The organism is Bdellovibrio bacteriovorus, assembly GCF_002208115.1.
GTDB classification, from domain to species: domain Bacteria; phylum Bdellovibrionota; class Bdellovibrionia; order Bdellovibrionales; family Bdellovibrionaceae; genus Bdellovibrio; species Bdellovibrio bacteriovorus_C.
On the sequence record NZ_CP020946.1, the window covers coordinates 3,085,754 to 3,101,739 of the forward strand.

13 protein-coding genes are annotated in these 15,986 nt (G+C 52.0%); 7 read left to right on the forward strand and 6 right to left on the reverse strand.

Annotated elements, in window-relative coordinates; translation table 11 throughout:
- Positions 1-3 precede the first annotated feature (3 nt).
- Positions 4-5,532 carry a beta strand repeat-containing protein gene (locus B9G79_RS14825; protein WP_088566186.1) on the reverse strand — a complete coding sequence of 1,843 codons (5,529 nt, stop codon included), beginning with the start codon at positions 5,530-5,532 and terminating at the stop codon, positions 4-6.
- Positions 5,525-5,776, reverse strand: a complete 252-nt coding sequence (locus B9G79_RS14830) for a hypothetical protein (protein ID WP_088566187.1) — start codon at positions 5,774-5,776, stop codon at positions 5,525-5,527. The genes B9G79_RS14825 and B9G79_RS14830 overlap by 8 nt, the downstream gene beginning before the upstream one ends.
- Before the next feature lie 388 nt (positions 5,777-6,164).
- Here B9G79_RS14830 and B9G79_RS14835 point away from each other — a divergent pair, with 388 nt between their 5' ends.
- Together B9G79_RS14835 and B9G79_RS14840 are read left to right on the forward strand one after the other, a co-directional pair.
- A complete protein-coding gene (locus tag B9G79_RS14835) occupies positions 6,165-6,779 on the forward strand; it encodes a DUF4423 domain-containing protein (RefSeq protein WP_232468735.1) in 615 nt (204 codons plus the stop codon).
- A complete protein-coding gene (locus B9G79_RS14840) occupies positions 6,776-7,210 on the forward strand; it encodes a hypothetical protein (RefSeq protein WP_088566189.1) in 435 nt (144 codons plus the stop codon). The genes B9G79_RS14835 and B9G79_RS14840 overlap by 4 nt, the downstream gene beginning before the upstream one ends.
- A 15-nt stretch (positions 7,211-7,225) precedes the next feature.
- Here the strand turns inward: B9G79_RS14840 and B9G79_RS14845 are convergent, their stop codons facing one another.
- The 3 genes from B9G79_RS14845 to rfaE1 form a co-directional block, all read right to left on the reverse strand.
- Entirely contained in the window at positions 7,226-7,705 is a 480-nt protein-coding gene (locus tag B9G79_RS14845) for an FKBP-type peptidyl-prolyl cis-trans isomerase (RefSeq protein WP_088566190.1), read from the reverse strand.
- 210 nt (positions 7,706-7,915) lie between these two features.
- On the reverse strand, positions 7,916-8,293 hold the full coding sequence (locus B9G79_RS14850; RefSeq protein WP_088566191.1) for a DOPA 4,5-dioxygenase family protein: 378 nt from the start codon (positions 8,291-8,293) through the stop codon (positions 7,916-7,918).
- A 12-nt stretch (positions 8,294-8,305) separates the two neighbouring features.
- Positions 8,306-9,334, reverse strand: coding sequence for a D-glycero-beta-D-manno-heptose-7-phosphate kinase (gene rfaE1, locus B9G79_RS14855; RefSeq protein ID WP_088566192.1), 1,029 nt, complete (start codon positions 9,332-9,334; stop codon positions 8,306-8,308).
- 116 nt (positions 9,335-9,450) lie between these two features.
- On the opposite strand from rfaE1, the gene B9G79_RS14860 reads away from it, so the two are divergent.
- Positions 9,451-10,362 (forward strand): alpha-ketoglutarate-dependent dioxygenase AlkB, encoded by a 912-nt coding sequence (locus B9G79_RS14860; RefSeq protein WP_088566193.1) that lies wholly within the window; start codon positions 9,451-9,453, stop codon positions 10,360-10,362.
- Here B9G79_RS14860 and B9G79_RS14865 read toward each other — a convergent pair whose 3' ends face one another.
- On the reverse strand, positions 10,363-11,991 hold the full coding sequence (locus B9G79_RS14865) for a hypothetical protein (RefSeq protein WP_232468737.1): 1,629 nt from the start codon (positions 11,989-11,991) through the stop codon (positions 10,363-10,365).
- A gap of 188 nt (positions 11,992-12,179) precedes the next feature.
- On the opposite strand from B9G79_RS14865, the gene B9G79_RS14870 reads away from it, so the two are divergent.
- Genes B9G79_RS14870 through B9G79_RS14885 form a run of 4 tightly spaced genes read left to right on the forward strand, consistent with a single transcriptional unit; the run spans position 12,180 to position 15,982 of the window.
- Positions 12,180-13,454 carry a Glu/Leu/Phe/Val family dehydrogenase gene (locus tag B9G79_RS14870; protein ID WP_088566195.1) on the forward strand — a complete coding sequence of 425 codons (1,275 nt, stop codon included), beginning with the start codon at positions 12,180-12,182 and terminating at the stop codon, positions 13,452-13,454.
- Positions 13,454-14,437: a quinone-dependent dihydroorotate dehydrogenase gene (locus tag B9G79_RS14875; RefSeq protein WP_088566196.1), complete on the forward strand. Its 984-nt coding sequence runs from the start codon at positions 13,454-13,456 to the stop codon at positions 14,435-14,437. Before B9G79_RS14870 ends, B9G79_RS14875 begins: the two co-directional genes overlap by 1 nt.
- The gene (gene mutT, locus B9G79_RS14880; RefSeq protein ID WP_088566197.1) at positions 14,424-14,885 is read left to right on the forward strand and encodes an 8-oxo-dGTP diphosphatase MutT; all 462 of its coding nucleotides are present in this window, start codon (positions 14,424-14,426) and stop codon (positions 14,883-14,885) included. The genes B9G79_RS14875 and mutT overlap by 14 nt, the downstream gene beginning before the upstream one ends.
- Positions 14,873-15,982 carry a hypothetical protein gene (locus B9G79_RS14885; RefSeq protein WP_088566198.1) on the forward strand — a complete coding sequence of 370 codons (1,110 nt, stop codon included), beginning with the start codon at positions 14,873-14,875 and terminating at the stop codon, positions 15,980-15,982. The genes mutT and B9G79_RS14885 overlap by 13 nt, the downstream gene beginning before the upstream one ends.
- Positions 15,983-15,986 lie beyond the last annotated feature (4 nt).

Below are 15,986 nucleotides of genomic sequence, written 5' to 3' on the forward strand. Positions count from 1 at the left end.
CACTTAGTTGAATCCTTCGATCCACGACACGTAAATAACTGTCCCCACCTTCATAAAGGAATAGATCACATGACCTGGGGCCGGAGTCGCATTGCTCGGCTGATAACGGAATGTCGAACCAGAATTCGTAAAGATGCAAGCCCCCGTGTGCGTGTTGTTCTGGACAGCAATGGTGTACGTCGCACCTTCCACCATGTTTTGCAGGTCCCATGAAGCCCCGGAACATCCTGTCGAAGTGTGCTGGGAGTTTCCAAGTGAAAGATCAAAACTAGTCGGACTGGCATCACTTACCTGATTCGAAGCGATGGTTCCGTTGACCTTCAGCTTCACCCCTGGATCGCCAGAAACACCAATACCGACATTCCCTGCCGGAAACGCAGTTAAAACCTTTGTGTTATTGGTAAACAGTGCGATCTGGCGAACTCCGTTAGAACCAAGAACAACCGTATTGGAGACGCCACTGGCACTGCTGTTCCCCCAACCCACAAATCCTTCTGAGCCGCCCCCTGTATTAAAGAACTCGACAGAGCTCACACCACTGCCATGATTGTTCTGAACGTTGATCGCCCCTTGCCCCGAGGAATTGTTTACCACCGAAAGATTGCGATCCGCACCCGTAGACCCGATGGCCACCTTGCCGGTGTTGAAGTAAATATCGGAGGCCGAGCTGATCCACTGGCTGGAAGGAATGTCGGTATTACAAATAATTGAGCTGGTCCCATCGGCAGTACACATCTTATTCGCCGTGATCCCCGATACCCCCACCAACGGGACATTTCCAGAAACTGCCCCTGTGTCTCTTGTACCGGCAGATCCGATGCCCAAACTTGTTCGGGCCGATCCCGCGCTGGTAGCCCCTGTACCACCGTTGGCAATGGACAAAGTCCCCGTCACATCTGACGACAAAGCCACCAGTGCGTTCACCCAGGCTGAGCCATTGTAACGAATATGTTGACCTGCCAAGGGCGAGGTTACAGTGGCAGCAAACTTTCCGTTGAAGTTGTCATAGTCCGACTTGCTGATCAGACCGGCGGTCACTGAGGCTGCCGACGCCATCGGAATATTCAAAGTGTGCGTGCTGGTCGCTGAGCTGAAGGCTGGCGCTGTTCCCGCTGTACCAACAGCGAACGTTTGCGTTGCCGCAGTCAAACCACCCAGCGAAGTGATGCCACCTGCCGCCGGCGTTGTCCACGACAACGTGCCTGATCCATTCGTCGTCAGAACCTGGTTGGCGCTACCGTCTGCTCCTGGCAAAGTGTAAGTGATATTATTGCCGGAAGCTGGCGCTCTGAATCCTGAATAACCAGAAGTCGTTCCAGATGTTCTGATTTCGCCTTTCACATCCAAAGCCGAACCCGGCACCCCTGTACCGACACCAACGTTACCGTTCGCGGCAATACGAACACGCTCCGAACCATTTGTTCCAAATACAATGGGCGCGGCGGAACTGGAGATTGCAAATGTTTGTGAACCTGCATAGGCCAAAACCCCCATCCCAGCCTGCGGAACACCTAGATAATTGCCTGTCGCTGCAGTCCCTTGAATCCGGAACGAAAGCATGTCGGCACCATCATTTATTAAATCAAAACTTCCCATCAGCGATGAGTTTGTTGATTGGACTCTGAGTTCGGGCATCGGTGCACTCAGATTTAACAGGTGACCAGGTGTACTGGTTCCAATTCCCACATTTCCATTCGCTAACACTGTCAGCCCGCTACCAGCCGTTGAATTAGACTGGATTCTGGCAATTTTACCATTGGTTGATGCTCCTGTATTGGCCACATACAAAAGACCATTCGTTGAATTGACTGAACCATTGGACGTCGTAAGTCTTAAAATCGAGCCCGTCGACAAAGCATTAGCACTGATTGTCATCGGATTCTGCGTTGTCGCAGTTGACCAGTTCCAGGTTTGGGCGAAGTTCAAGTTGTCTATGGTATTGGTTGCGGTCGCTGCAGTCAGTGCCGACAAGGCCGCACCACTAGCGGGCGTAGACCACGCCAAGCCCCCCGTTCCATCTGTTGAAAGCACTTGCCCCGACGAACCGGCCGTTTGCGGCAAAGTCAAAATCACATTGGACGACACTGTCGACGGCGCACGCACAGCGATATAGTGCGATGAATCTGAATCCGCGAAGCGCATCTGATTTTGCGCGGCCATTTGCACAGAGTTCGTAAAGGTCTTTGCTCCGGCAATAGTTTGAGTTGATGATTTGTCGACAAGGCCCGCCGCATCGGGTGATCCACTTGCCCAGGCCGCCGGACCTGATGCATATACCACATTTCCCGCCGTCCCCCCAACCAGAGACGTCACAGCACTCGTGCCATTACCTACAATCAGACCTCCAGCAGTCAAAGAAGTAGACCCCGTACCCCCCTTGGAGACCGCAACAGTTGCCAAGGTCAAAGCGCCAGAATTTGAAAGTGTCGCATCCCCAGACATAGCTACGGCTGTGGCCACGTTCGAACCGTTCCCAACCCAAATGTTTCCAGAATTCAAAGTCGGCAACAGAGGCGTCGGAGCCTGACAGGCAAAACCAGCGACAGTCCACGTCGGCACATGGCCCGCAGTGGCGCAGGCGAAGTTATAGAATTTCCCAGTGCTGTCTTTCATCGCAAACGAAGTCGTTGCGGAGTTCACGCCTGTGAAATCGATATCTGCACCGATGATCGTTCCATTGGCAATTTTAGCGGAAGTCACCGCATTGGCGGCGATGGTTGCAGCAACGGATCCAGGGCCCGTCGCCGTCACATCTCCTGTCAAGGCTGTCACGTAGTTACCAGCAGCCTGCTTTGCAGTGAAAGAGTCATAATCTGTTTTGGAAATAAGCCCCGCGGTCACCGATGCCGTAGAAGCCATCGGGATATTCAACGTGTGCGCATTACCCGCGGAAGACCAAGCAGGGGCCAAACCGGACGTCCCCGGTGTGGCAAATGTTTGAGTCGAACCCGTTTGACCATTCAAAGAGGTCAACCCAGCGCCCGACACTCCCAAAGCCACCGCTGCGGAACCATCCCAGTACTTCACTTGATTGGAAGTCGTATTAAACCAAGTTTTCCCTTTATCACCTGCTCCCCAGAAGGTGATCAAAGTGGTCTCTGTCGCATTCGTGTAGTTGCCAAGCCCCAAAGAGCCGGTCATCACGTCGCCAGCTTTGTTTACTGGTGTATATCCCAACGCGGTCGTCACATCACCTGCAGCGATATTTGCTCCGACGGTCACACGCCCCTTGGCATCGACAGTCACTTTGGAATAAGTTCCCGCCGTCACACCAGAATTAGCCAAAGTCGTTGCAACAGAACCCGCAGAGGATGTCACATCACCAGTCAGCGCCGGCATACGACCTGCCGCTAATGTGCCCGTCGCATCTGCCGTACCCAGGTCGACAGCATTCTTCACTGCCAAAGAACCAAGCCCCGTGATGTCAGAATTGGACAACTGCGCCGCCACCCAATTTGTGCCATTCCAACGAAGGGTTTGGCCCGTCGTTGTTCCAGATGCAATTGAAATCACCGGAGCAGTCCCGCCCGAACTTGCCAACGGAGCTGAGGCTGTGACACCCGTCACAGTTCCCGTCCCGGCATTGTCGACTCCGCAAATCCAGCCTGAGCCATTCCATTTCAGAACTTCATTGTTCGCACAAGACACGTTGTTGGGTTTGTAAGACAGGTACTGACCGGCTGCTGAAGAAACACGGTCTGCACGCACATTGGTTACCGTCACAGCACCGGCATTGGAAACCGTTGCATCCCCCGACAGGGTTTGCGCAGCCGCCGCGTTGGTGCCATCGCCGATCCAAATTTTACCATCTGCCAAAGCTGGCAAAAGTGGCGCCGGGGCCTGACAGGCAAAACCAGCCACCGTCCATGTCGGCACATGACCCGTGGTCGCGCAGGCAAAATTATAGAACTTGCCTGTGCTGTCTTTCATCGCAAACGACGTCGTCGCGGTGTTCACACCACTGAAATCCATATCCGCGCCGACAATCGTGCCGTCGGCGATTTTCGCTGAAGTCACGGCGTCGGCGGCAATCGTCGCTGCGACAGAACCTGGCCCGGTCGCGGTCACATCCCCCGTCAACGCCGTGACATAGTTGCCTGCGGGCTGTTTCGCTGCGAAGGCATCATAGTCTGTTTTATTCAGCAAACCAGCAGTGACTCCCACCGCCGATGCCATAGGAATATTCAAAGTATGTGTGTTTGAAGCAGAACTCCACGCAGGTGCCGTGCCCACAGTACCGGTCGCAAACGCTTGTGCACCACCCAAAGCCTGCACAGTCGTTCCATTCCAGAATTTCACCTGATTGGCTTCACTGTTGTACCAGGTGTAACCTTTGTGAGCGGCCGAAAGACCACCTGTCAAAGTGGCTTCTTGCGCATTCGTATATGTTCCCAAACCCAACGCGCGCTGCGGGCTCATCAAAACATAGCCTGTTGCAGTCACATCGTTAGAACCCATGTTCAAGGCGCCGGCCATCGTGTCGCCGTTTTTACTGACGGCATCCGTGATCCCGTACCCTGCCAAGGTCGTAGGTTTCCCCGTGGTGATCTTGGCCCAATCCAAAGCCGGAACATCCGCCGCCACCAAGGCGCCGTTGATCCAGGCTCCGCTCTCAAAGCGCAGGAAATGGCCGTCAGCTAAAGCCGTGGTGTTCACCGCCGTGCCTTTGATCTTATCAACGGTGTTTGCGCCCACGGCCCCGCTGACGTCACCGGCCAGAGTTGGCGCCGATGGCAATCCGGTCCAAGTGCCGTCTCCACGCAGATAAGTCGTAGCATCCGCCGTTCCTGTGGGATTCATCACCGCCAAAGGCCCCAGTCCCAGATTTGTCCGAGCACCCGCAGCGGTGCTGGCTCCGGTTCCGCCGTTAGCCACGGCCACAACCCCGGTCACATTGCCGGCGGTGGTTGCCGTGGGGGCCGCGTAAGTTCCCGCCAGAATATCGGCCATCATGGTACTGCCAAACCAGGACTCGGCCGCTGTTTGAGTCAAACCGCCCGGCGTGTTCACGTTAATAAAGTCTGCACTGGCTTTGCCATTCAGTGTTTCTGCACTGCCGGCATTTTCAGCGTGCACGGCCAGAGGAGCTGAACGCATATTAAAGTCCGCAGTGATTCCAAGACTGCTGACCACGACACGCAGTTTACGACTGTCGGTCGCCAGAGGTGTGTAATCCGTAAATCCGTTTGAACATGTCAGACTGGTTTTAGGTTTGTCGTTAAAAACTTCTTTAAGGCTTAAAGTCGGCAGCGCAGATTTATTCCCACGCCCCACAACCAGGTAAAGGTATCCTTTTTCAATCTGCACACCCGAATGCATTTCTTCCCACAGGATGCAGGAATTGCCGTCACTGCGAACACCCAAAATCTGCACCACCACATTGGAGGTCACAGTGGGAAACGCGGGACTTGACGGGTTGGAGTTGTCCTTAATCACACCTTGAAAGGTGATCCCTTTGTTGCCATTGGTTTGCGCCAATGCCATGGAGGAAAGCAACAACAGATTCAAAATCAGAAATTTGGATCTATTCATAAGCGATAACCCCTTCTACAACGTAGTTCCCGCTAATCCGTTTTTCCGTTGTTTCTGCAATTTGACCTTGAACTTGATATTGGCCCGATACGGCCACTTCGGTATTCTGATAGTCTTTGTCGTGACGGATAGCTGCAGGAGTCGGCAGCGCCTGCTGATTCAAGTCACTGATGTTGGCCTCCAGCGAACACCCACTGGCAGAAACCATCAGAACTGACATTGTTAAAGTCACAACCCAAAACATCCCTGACTCCGTCGCAAAACGTACTGCATTCAAATCTATAGAAAGGTTCGGGTTTTTCTCAGTGTTGCTCTATTTGGTCGCCACATTATGTTGTGGAAATGCATTTAAAGTGAAAATGGGAATGCGCTTTGAAGTCCTTGGTCCAGCCCTGAAATCCGCACCCAAAGCGCATTGCGATGCGCAATGTGGCTCGCGTTAAAGCCACATTTCCACGCTTCATTTCATTTTTTTGTTTTAAAGCGAATGACAGTCATGAATTAATTGTTCCATGACAGTCCAACAATTCATGCAGATACAATTGAAAAAGCGACAAGAGAAGAATCCCAAATTCTCTCTGAGATCTTTTGCCCGCTTGCTAAAAACTGACCCCAGTTCTTTATCAAAAGTATTGAACGGTCTGCGTATTCCGTCAGATGAAACAGTGGCAAAGTGGGTGGATTGCATGAAGCTGTCCGCAGAGGAAACTGAACAACTGAAGGGAGTGGTGAATGGAGCCAATTCATTCAACCCTCTGAATTCAGATTTCTTTGAATCCACGTATAGCTGGGTTCACCCGATTCTGCTGGAGACACTGAAATTACCAAACGCCACCCGCAATATGGCGGCCTTGGCGGATCTTTTCGGAATGACCGAAGAGCAGATTCAAAAAACCATCGAGTATCTGGAAAACCACAAAATTCTGCACAAGCACCCGGAAAGCGGAAGCTACCTTCCGTCGAACCTGACCACGGTCACAATTCCTTATACGACCGACCTGCGCCGGGGACTGCAAAAGAAATATCTGGAAATGGCACAAAAAGCCCTGGAAGAAGTGCCGATGGAGAGACGGGACAACAGCACCCTGACTGTCGCCATACACACCGATGACATCCCAGCGATCAAGGACATCATCCGCGAAGCCCGTCATCGCATTCACCGCCTGGCTGAAAAAAGAAGACATCAACTGAATGCAGTCTACAACTTCAGCAGCGCCCTGTATCCGGTTAAAGAGGAGACCGTATGAAGTTCATATTGACGCTATTGATGACATTGGGCGCTTCCACTCACGCTTCACCTCTGCAGGATGGTCAGGAAACAAACGGCGGTGATCCTTATGCCGCAGAATTTCTGTTTGTTGTGGACTCAACCTTACAACAACTGCCGCTGACTTTGCCTTTGGAAAACGAAGCCGCGATCCAGCGCGAAGTTCTGGAGGAAGCCCGTACAGCAGTTTTGGTGGCGTCGGTTGAAGTTTTGAATCTGGATGGACGAGAAGTGGCGGCGGTCAACCAACCCCTGACGATCCCGCCCCGAATCGTCGTCTCCAGATCTGCATGGAAGTCTTTGGATATAAAACAAAAAAGACTGCTGGTGTTGCACGAACTGCTGCCAATCGCCGGTATCTACGACGATCACTACAAAAATTCTTTGCGCCTGTGGCAACTGCTTCCCTAAAGGACCACAGGGCCGTCAGTGCAGACGATCCCCATCGTCTGCTTCCGGCAGCGACTCTTGAACCTCTTCGGGGGTCGCTTCACGAACCTCCAAGGCCTCAATTTCAAAAATCAGATCCTGCCCCGCCAGCGGATGATTCGCATCCAGCGTAATACGATCCTTGGAAAGCTCTGTTACGCGGAATTTTTCCGCCTTCTTGCCTTCACGGGCAAACAGGATACTTTCCCCGACTTTCAGTTTCGGACTGCCCACCAAAGATTCCCGGGCCACTTCCAAAACTTTCGTGGTGTCGTAGTAGCCATAAGCTTCTGCCGCACTCAATTCAATCTGGCGTTTTTCGCCCTTGCGAAGATTCTTGAGACCATCGGAAAGCCCCGGCAAAGCATGCTCTGGGCCCGGAGCCGCTGTCATCACATCACGATTGTAGGTTGAGCTGATGACCTGCCCCAGTTTGTTTTTAAGAACACAGTGAAACGATATAATCTGAACGTTCATAGCATGTCCTTTTGTTGGCGAAACATTGTTGGGACGCGAGCACTTTATGGTTCAGTATCGATAATTAACAGGAAACGAATATCGAGTATCAGCGTACAGAATCGAATATCATTTTGAGACGAGCAGCCCAAGATTTCCATGCTGCCTGAACCCCAGTATAACATCCTGAGGCCCCGGCACCAGTCCGAAAATCACAAAAAAAGCAGAAGATCACTTAAATCTATCGTATTTGAGCTCAACAGCAGGACCCAGCCACATGGCAGCCTGGGTATGGTCGTAAAGATCATCCCCGGTCAATTCATGGACCAGGACCGACAGGTCCCCGCGCTCATGCATAAGCCACAGGACCACTTCCGTAAAATGTTCTTTGGGGAAATTGATTTCAAACATAGGCACCGGATGCGGACCGATGGCTTCAGGAATCATCTCGCCAACGAAGACCTTCTTGCCTTCAAACATGCGAATGGCTTCAGCACGAAGATGCTCGGCCTTTTGCAGGCTCGCATCCTTAAAGTAAATATGTGCGTCGAACTCTCGAGGAAAACCCGCCGGCAAAAGTTTGCTGTTCACTGTGTAAGTCTTTTGCATGGCAGGTCCCTTTTAATGTGCGGTCTGAATGTATTCTTTCAGTTCTGGGATTTCACAAGGCACGCAGCCCACCTTACCCACAACCACGCCGGCCGCATAGTTCGCCAGCATGCAAGAATGAACCAGTGACAAACCAGACATCAACCCCAAAGACAAAGCGGCAATCACCGTGTCACCGGCACCCGTCACGTCAAAGACCTTGCGGGCATAAGTTGGAACTTCCGTGATTTCATCACCAGATACAATGGTCATGCCGTCTTTACCACGAGTCAGAACCACGTCTTTAGCGCCCGTCAGTTTTTGCAGGGCGCGAGCAACATCAACAACCTTGTTCGGATTGTCACGCAGATCATCGAAATCCATTCCCGTCAGCACAACTGCCTCATCATAATTCGGCTTGATCAAATCCACGCCCTGATAGAAAGAGCCGTGGTTGTTGCGATGTGGATCGACCATCAGTTTTTTGCCGTGTTTTTTGCAGATCGCAGAAACCTTTTCAACCACGTTGCGGGAAATCACACCTTTGGCGTAATCCTCGATCACCACACAGTCAGCTTTAGCCACATTCTTTTCAACAGTTTCAATCAGGCGGGCTTCGGCTTCGGCAGAAAGATACTTGCGCAATTCATAGTCCACGCGCACCAGGTGATGGTGCTTGGCCATCACGCGGGTTTTGCGTGTGGTGGGACGGGCTTTGTCGACAATCATGTAATCCCAGCTCACGCCGCTTTTTACGAACAATTCACGCAGAAGATTTGCCCCGGTGTCATCACCCACAACGGAAACCAGCATGGCTTCCCCGCCAAGGCTTGCCACGTTCTGTGCCACATTGGCAGCCAGACCCAGGCGCATGTCTTCTTCTTCCACTTCCAAAACCGGAACCGGTGCTTCGGGGCTGATGCGGCGAACCTGGCCCATGACGTATTCGTCCAGACCCACGTCACCGATAATGAGGATTTTTTTGCCTTTAAGGAAAGGGATCTGATTCAGCAGAAGTTCTTTTTCCTGAGGACCCACGGAGGCCTTTACGGGTGTTGTCATTTTTTCATTCTCCCGGAGCAATTGAGCTTCCCTTGTAGCCCAAAAAGGCCCGGCCTGTCACCCCCAAAACCCCGCACTTGGCGGCCCCGGGGGCCTCGTGATAGAACCCATGGCCTATGTTTAAACCCAAAGGCAGATTCCCATCCAAACCAGCCCCACGTTCCGCCAGCGCAGGCCCGAAAAAAGGCGGCAATGACGGCGGTGAAAAGGCCCTGCCCTATGGATTGATTTACAAACAGAACTACATCTCCGCCCGCGAAAAGGCCGAGATCATGACGTACCTGAAGACGCTCTATCCGATCTGGGAAATGCGTTATTCCAAAAACAATCCGCCCCCGGAAAACCAAAAACAGCGTCCGCTGCTGCGCCCGGTGTACTGGCTGGGGAACTGGCAATTTGCCTGCCTGAACTACTATCATCCGCCCAAAGGCATCTACAACCGCTGTGTCACTGCCGAAGGGTATCCGCCGATTCTGGAATATCTGATCCAAAAGATCGAAGCGCTGGTGCATGACACCTATGCACCCAGAGATATTCCGCGCGGCTGGCATTTGAACACGTGTCTGATCAACTATTACGGTGATCAAATCGGTGAGGATGGCAAAAAGAACGACTGCGCCCGCGTGGGTGAACACAAGGATTTTGAACCCGGCCCGGTGGCGTCGATTTCTTTCGGGGAACGCGCCTTCTTCCAGTTTGTTTCAAGCCAGGGCACAGAATCCAAATCCAATGCGGTTTTTCAGCAATGGCTGGACGACAGTTCCTTGCAGATTTTTGGCGGGGATAAATTCAAAAAACATCTTTTCCACCGCGTTCAGCGCGTGGACCGCAAATCCGGGGATTCTTTCCCGCTTAACGAGATTTCAAACTTTGAAACCCGCCGGATCAACTTCACCTTCCGTTATGTGCCGGACGAGCACATCACTCCTTTCCACCGTCTGTCGGCAGAGGCAAAAGAGGATGTGCAGGGCTACGTGGAAAAGCTGGCGGAACATTCGGACTTCTTCAGAGACGCACTGACAAAATAACTAAAGGGCCACGGGCCAGGCGGCTACAAGCAAAGCCTTGCCCTTGCTTTGATCAATGCGCACTTTCAAATTTTGATTCAGCCAGCGCACAATCATTTCCTGTTCAGATCCCGTCATGTCCTTGTTGAAGAAGCGGAAATCAAACTGCGACAGGGGCAGACTCAGGCTCATGGATTTGGTTTTGCCCTTGGCGTTTTCCACTTCCAGCGCCACAGTGACGAAGCCCTGTTTTTTACCCGGCTCTTCAACTTCAAACTTCACGCTGGAACCGGAATCAAAAAAGCCGGTCCATTCCTCGTCAGAAAGATCCATTTCCAGTTTCTGTTCGGTCATTTTAAAATTCGGCGAATGCGACAGAATGTAGGACTGGAACAGCGAGGTCAAAGCACTCCAGTCATAAGGAATCGGTAATGTGCAATGCACCCCTTGCGGCAGCTCCACAACGCGGATATTTTTACTGTCGACTTTCAGATCTTTGTTCAAGAGCATCTGGGCATTCAGATCATAAGGAACCGCCGGATCCTGTTCGGTCGCGTAAATCAAGACCGGCTCTTCCACTTGTTTGTAGTGGCGCCAGAAATCATTCAGTTCCCAGAAATGAATACTGTCTTCCTGGCCAGGAGGCAGCTTCACCGCGTTCACATAAGAAAGACCGCCATGATAAGTGCGCGCAATTTCGGATATGGCTTTGCTCAGGAAAGAAAAATTGTCATAGGTGACCAGTGATGGAATTTTCTGATCAAGACCTTTCAGCCGCTGACGGCTCCACAGGTCCACAAACGCTGATTTTACTCCGCTGTGGGTCAGTGATTCCATGGTCGAACGCAAGTTCACCACCGGGCACAGGGCCGTGAAACTGTTGATCAGCGGTCCGCGCTTGGGTGAATTGTACTTGTTCAGCAAAGACGAATAAAGCACACCGTGCCCACCCAGACTGACACCGAACACATGCACGCTGTCCACCATCTGTGACAATGGCTCAATCGGATCCTGCAGCAGGCGTGCGACCAGAATGTTTTGAATGCCCTCATCATAGCCACCGAAAGAGAAGCGGCTGTTATTGGCAACAAAGTCGGGACTCGACATGTTTTCAAGCATCAGTACATTGAACGGCGACTGCTCAAACAGCATCATCAACCAAGCGCGCTCCGGCTTAAAGTCCTCGACGTTCGAAAAAATACCCAGGCGCACAATCACCAGCGGGCGGCGTTTCATATCGCCCTTCAGTCCCAACAGACCTTTCAGTTTTACGTTGCCCGGCAGATTCACCACCACCCGGCGCAGGAACGGATGCCCCTGCGGATCGTACTTCATCGTCATCATCCGGCGCAGGTTGACCAGATATCCGTTGTCTTCCGTTTCCAGTTCAGACCGGCAGTCCTGGAAGTATTTCTGAACCAACGCCCCTTGTAGCTGGGCTGACTTCTGCACCCGGCTGTCCTGCATGCGGGCCGCCCACACCTCGGGCGTGCAACCTGAAGACATCAGTTTTGGCTCACCTGTGGGGATCCAACTGATGACATTCGTCATGATAAAATTCAGCGGCTCCGGATAACGCCCCGGGCTGTCCCCCAGCAATGGAGAATCCTCGGCCGGAAAGCTGATTCGGGAGCTTTGGAACTGCTCCATGAAAGCTCTTTGGGGGCTTTGGGCGTAAAGTTGGGGACTGAATAAAAGGACGCTAAATAGGCTAAACCACGACTGAAGCATAGGCTCATTGTGGTCAAAAAGAACCACTGAGTCATCACCTTTTTCCGGAGTGACTTTGAGTATTTACTTCACTAACATTTCACCGTGTACTTAAGGAGACACATATCATGGAACACAAGATAGAGCCTCTCTATGACGGGCCTCTTTTCAGAAACGCCATTCAAACTCTCGATGAAGCTGCTAAAATTATCAACTGCGATCCCAACATCCTTGAGCGTCTAAAAAGACCTCGTCGTTGCATCACAGTTTCCGTCCCTGTTCGTATGGACGATCACAGTGTGAAAGTATTCACGGGCTACCGTGTACAGTACTCTCCAACTTTGGGTCCTTACAAAGGCGGTATCCGTTATCACCAAAACGTGGATCTTTCCGAAGTTGTCGGCCTTGCGGCTTTGATGACCTTTAAAAACTCTGTTTTGGGTCTGCCTTTGGGCGGCGCAAAGGGTGGCATCACTGTTGATCCGACCAAACTTTCCCGCACTGAAAAACAAAACCTGACTCGTCGTTATGCTTCTGAAATCGGTCCTTTCGTGGGCCCGACAAAAGACATTCCTGCTCCGGACGTGGGCACAGATCCACAGACGATGGCTTGGTTCATGGACACTTACTCTCAGGAACAAGGTGGCTTCGCTCAACCGGGCGTGGTGACTGGCAAACCGGTGGAAATCGGTGGTTCTTTGGGTCGTAACCATGCGACCGGCTTGGGTGTTGTGTATGTTGCAGAAAAAGCTTTCGAAGTTTGCAACATGAGCATGAAAGGCGCTTCCATCGCGATCCAGGGCTTCGGTAACGTGGGCTCCTTCGCGGCGAAATTCGCACATGAGCGCGGTGCCCGTATCGTGGCAGTGAGCGACGTTTCCGGTGGTATCTTCAACGGCGACGGTCTGGACATCAACGAAGTGAACGAGTACGTGAAAGCGCACAAGTTCCTGAAGGGTTATCCAAAAGCTCAGCCGATCAGCAATGAAGAGCTGCTTGAAGTGAAATGTGATGCCTTGTTCCCGTGCGCTCTGGAAAACCAGATCGACACGCACAATGCTGAAAAAATCCAGGCAAAAATCATCGTGGAAGGCGCCAACGGTCCAATCACCAATGCTGCGACAAAAATCCTTCATAAACGCGGTGTCTTCATCGCTCCGGACGTTATCGCCAACGGCGGTGGTGTGATCGTTTCCTACTTCGAGTGGGTTCAAGACACCATGTCTTACTTCTGGGACGAGGAAGAAGTGAATGGTCGCCTGAAAGGCATCATCACGAAAGCCTTCGACAAAGGTTACGGTTTGGCCAAAGAAAAGAACATTGATATGAGATCTGCTGCAATGGCGGTTTCTGTTCAACGTCTTGAGCGCGCGATGCTGCTCAGAGGCTTGTACCCAAGATAATGCGTCCTTGGTTGCTTTTACCACCCCAGTGGGCTCACGATCTGAGCTCCCTGGGGCTTCCTTTCTACTCTCTGATTCACGGACGAAAAACTCCGCACTGGAAGAGTTTTACCTGGCGAGGCCTTGAATTCGCCAACCCCATGGGTATTGCCGGTGGTGTTGATAAAAATGCGGAACATCTGAAAGAATGGTGGGCACTGGGCTGCGGCTTTGTTGAAGTCGGCACCGTCACTCCCCGCGCGCAAACTCCGAATCCTGGAAAAATCATGGACCGCGACCTGGAACTTCAGGCCATGTGGAACAAGATGGGTTTTCCGTCTGATGGCGGCGATGAAGTTTTTCACAATCTGGCGTCCTATGCGCCGAACTACCGCACGCCGATTTTTGTGAACATCGGAAAAAACCGTCACACTCCGAACAACGGAGCTGTGGCTGATTACCTGACCTTGGTGGACCAGTTCCGCCCGTTTGCAGATGCCTTTGTTGTGAATATCTCAAGCCCCAATACGGCGGGCCTTCGAGATCTTCAGAAAAAAGACAATCTGCGTGCCCTGATCGGTCCGATCGTGGACCGCGTTTCCCACTTTGAACCCACTCCGGTGCTGGTGAAACTTTCCCCCGACATGGGGGAAGAAGGACTGGCTGAAGCCGTGTCCAACTGCCAGGAATTGGGTGTCGATGGTTTTGTTCTGACAAACACCACACTGTCCCGTCCCGCAGGATGCCATTTCCCAGCAGAAGGAGGCCTTTCGGGGGCTCCGCTAAAACAACTTTCGCAGCGCGCCCTTCAAGTTGCTGTTCAAACTTTGGGCAAAAAACGCGAGGGCCTGCTTTTAGTCAGTGTTGGGGGCATTATGAGCCCAGAAGATGTCTTTGAAAGATTGCAAATGGGCGCCGATCTTGTTCAAATTTATTCTGCACTTGTATTTCATGGACCTGGTTTCTTCCATGACGTTGCTAGAAGGTATAATGACGGACGATAGCGCAGTTGAATCAAAGCCAAAAAAATCTAAAATCCGCAAGGGTCATTGGATCCCGGTGGTGGCTGGTTTTCTGCGCAAAGACGGCAAGATTCTTGTCGGTCAGCGCCCTGAAAACAACTCTTTGGCCGGCCAGTGGGAATTCCCCGGCGGCAAGATTGAAAACGGCGAAACCCCGGAAGAAGCTTTGGCCCGCGAACTGAACGAAGAGCTCGGTATTGAGGCTGAAGTCGGTGAATTGAAGCTGGCCTGCACTCATTCCTACGGAGATGTAGGGATTCTCATATTGTTTTATGAAATCCTGTACTGGAAGGGCGAGCCTCGGGCCAAGCACCACATGATGCTGGAATGGATCCATCCGGAAGAGCTAAAACACCGTAATATCCCCGAAGCCAACCGCAAAATCCTTCACAAGATCTATAAAGCGTTGGGACTGGAATGGCGAAAATAATCCTGGTTAGCAAACATGTGAACGCGACTTCGTGGCAGCTGGCGCAAGCTTTAAAGGCCCAGCAGCACGAGGTGGTTCTGCTGACCAGTTATGGCGAAACTCCCCGCGACACCAGCGGCATCGAGTTCATGGGCTATTTCAAAAAATGGAGTTTCCTGGAAGGCGTTCGCATCATCCCAGGACTTTTCGGCCTGCAACCCCAGATTCTGCATGTGCTTTTGGATGATGATAAAATGAATGCCGCGCAAATGGTGCTTTCCACCTTTGCAAAATCCCATCCGACTTGTGTTCTGACGACTTCTTTATTGAATATCAAAAACGGTCTGTCGCGCCGAAACCCGGTTCGTTATCTGGTTGAGGAAAGTGACATCATCACCTGCCCGACGGTGGAAACCCTGGGACAACTTCGTGGGTTGGATGTCCGATCCAATCGCCAGGGCCGTGGCATTTTGCCGCCGGTGCTGGATTTGAAAACAGACCAAACCGACGAGGCCATCGACAGCAGTGAACTGCCGCTAATCGCGAACTTAAAAAAATCCCCTTACGTGGTGCTGCCGTTCAATGAAACCCGCTTTAATCCGGACTCGGATTATTTCCTGCGACTGCGGGCGGTGGCGCAAAAATACAAAGTGGCTTTGTGGGGAACTTACGCCCACTGGACCCTGCGTGATCGCAAGCGCTTCGCCGCATGGATGGCTGAATTCCAGTGTGCGGATCGTTGGGTTCTGACTGGACCTCTGTCTGCCCCGGTGACTCAGCAACTTCTTAGTGGCAGCACGGCTTTGATGCTGGCCGGACAAAACTTCACACCGGTTGAAATGACTGAATATTATCTGCGTGCGATTCAATCCCACGCGGTGCTGATTCTGGACACGCGCCAGACCAGTGTTCACTCCGATCTTTGGAAAAACACCATCAACTGCTGGGTGCTGAATCATTCTCAACTGCAAAAAGATCTGATCAAACTGCTGGCCAAAAGCCATCTGCGCCTGCCGGAATCCCTTTCGGAAAAACTGGCCGAAGACCGCCATCTGATCGACTCTTCGATGAATGAACTCAATCGTCTGTACAACAAGGCCTTGAATCATCTAAGATAGTTTC

What these genes read in the sequence shown, in the direction of transcription:
- B9G79_RS14825 (WP_088566186.1), bottom strand. Translation starts at nt 5,532, where the DNA reads ATGAATAGATCCAAATTTCTGATTTTGAATCTGTTGTTGCTTTCCTCC.
- B9G79_RS14830 (WP_088566187.1), bottom strand. Translation starts at nt 5,776, where the DNA reads ATGTTTTGGGTTGTGACTTTAACAATGTCAGTTCTGATGGTTTCTGCC.
- B9G79_RS14840 (WP_088566189.1), top strand. Translation starts at nt 6,776, where the DNA reads ATGAAGTTCATATTGACGCTATTGATGACATTGGGCGCTTCCACTCAC.
- B9G79_RS14845 (WP_088566190.1), bottom strand. Translation starts at nt 7,705, where the DNA reads ATGAACGTTCAGATTATATCGTTTCACTGTGTTCTTAAAAACAAACTG.
- B9G79_RS14850 (WP_088566191.1), bottom strand. Translation starts at nt 8,293, where the DNA reads ATGCAAAAGACTTACACAGTGAACAGCAAACTTTTGCCGGCGGGTTTT.
- rfaE1 (WP_088566192.1), bottom strand. Translation starts at nt 9,334, where the DNA reads ATGACAACACCCGTAAAGGCCTCCGTGGGTCCTCAGGAAAAAGAACTT.
- B9G79_RS14860 (WP_088566193.1), top strand. Translation starts at nt 9,451, where the DNA reads ATGTTTAAACCCAAAGGCAGATTCCCATCCAAACCAGCCCCACGTTCC.
- B9G79_RS14865 (WP_232468737.1), bottom strand. Translation starts at nt 11,991, where the DNA reads ATGGAGCAGTTCCAAAGCTCCCGAATCAGCTTTCCGGCCGAGGATTCT.
- B9G79_RS14870 (WP_088566195.1), top strand. Translation starts at nt 12,180, where the DNA reads ATGGAACACAAGATAGAGCCTCTCTATGACGGGCCTCTTTTCAGAAAC.
- B9G79_RS14875 (WP_088566196.1), top strand. Translation starts at nt 13,454, where the DNA reads ATGCGTCCTTGGTTGCTTTTACCACCCCAGTGGGCTCACGATCTGAGC.
- mutT (WP_088566197.1), top strand. Translation starts at nt 14,424, where the DNA reads ATGACGGACGATAGCGCAGTTGAATCAAAGCCAAAAAAATCTAAAATC.
- B9G79_RS14885 (WP_088566198.1), top strand. Translation starts at nt 14,873, where the DNA reads ATGGCGAAAATAATCCTGGTTAGCAAACATGTGAACGCGACTTCGTGG.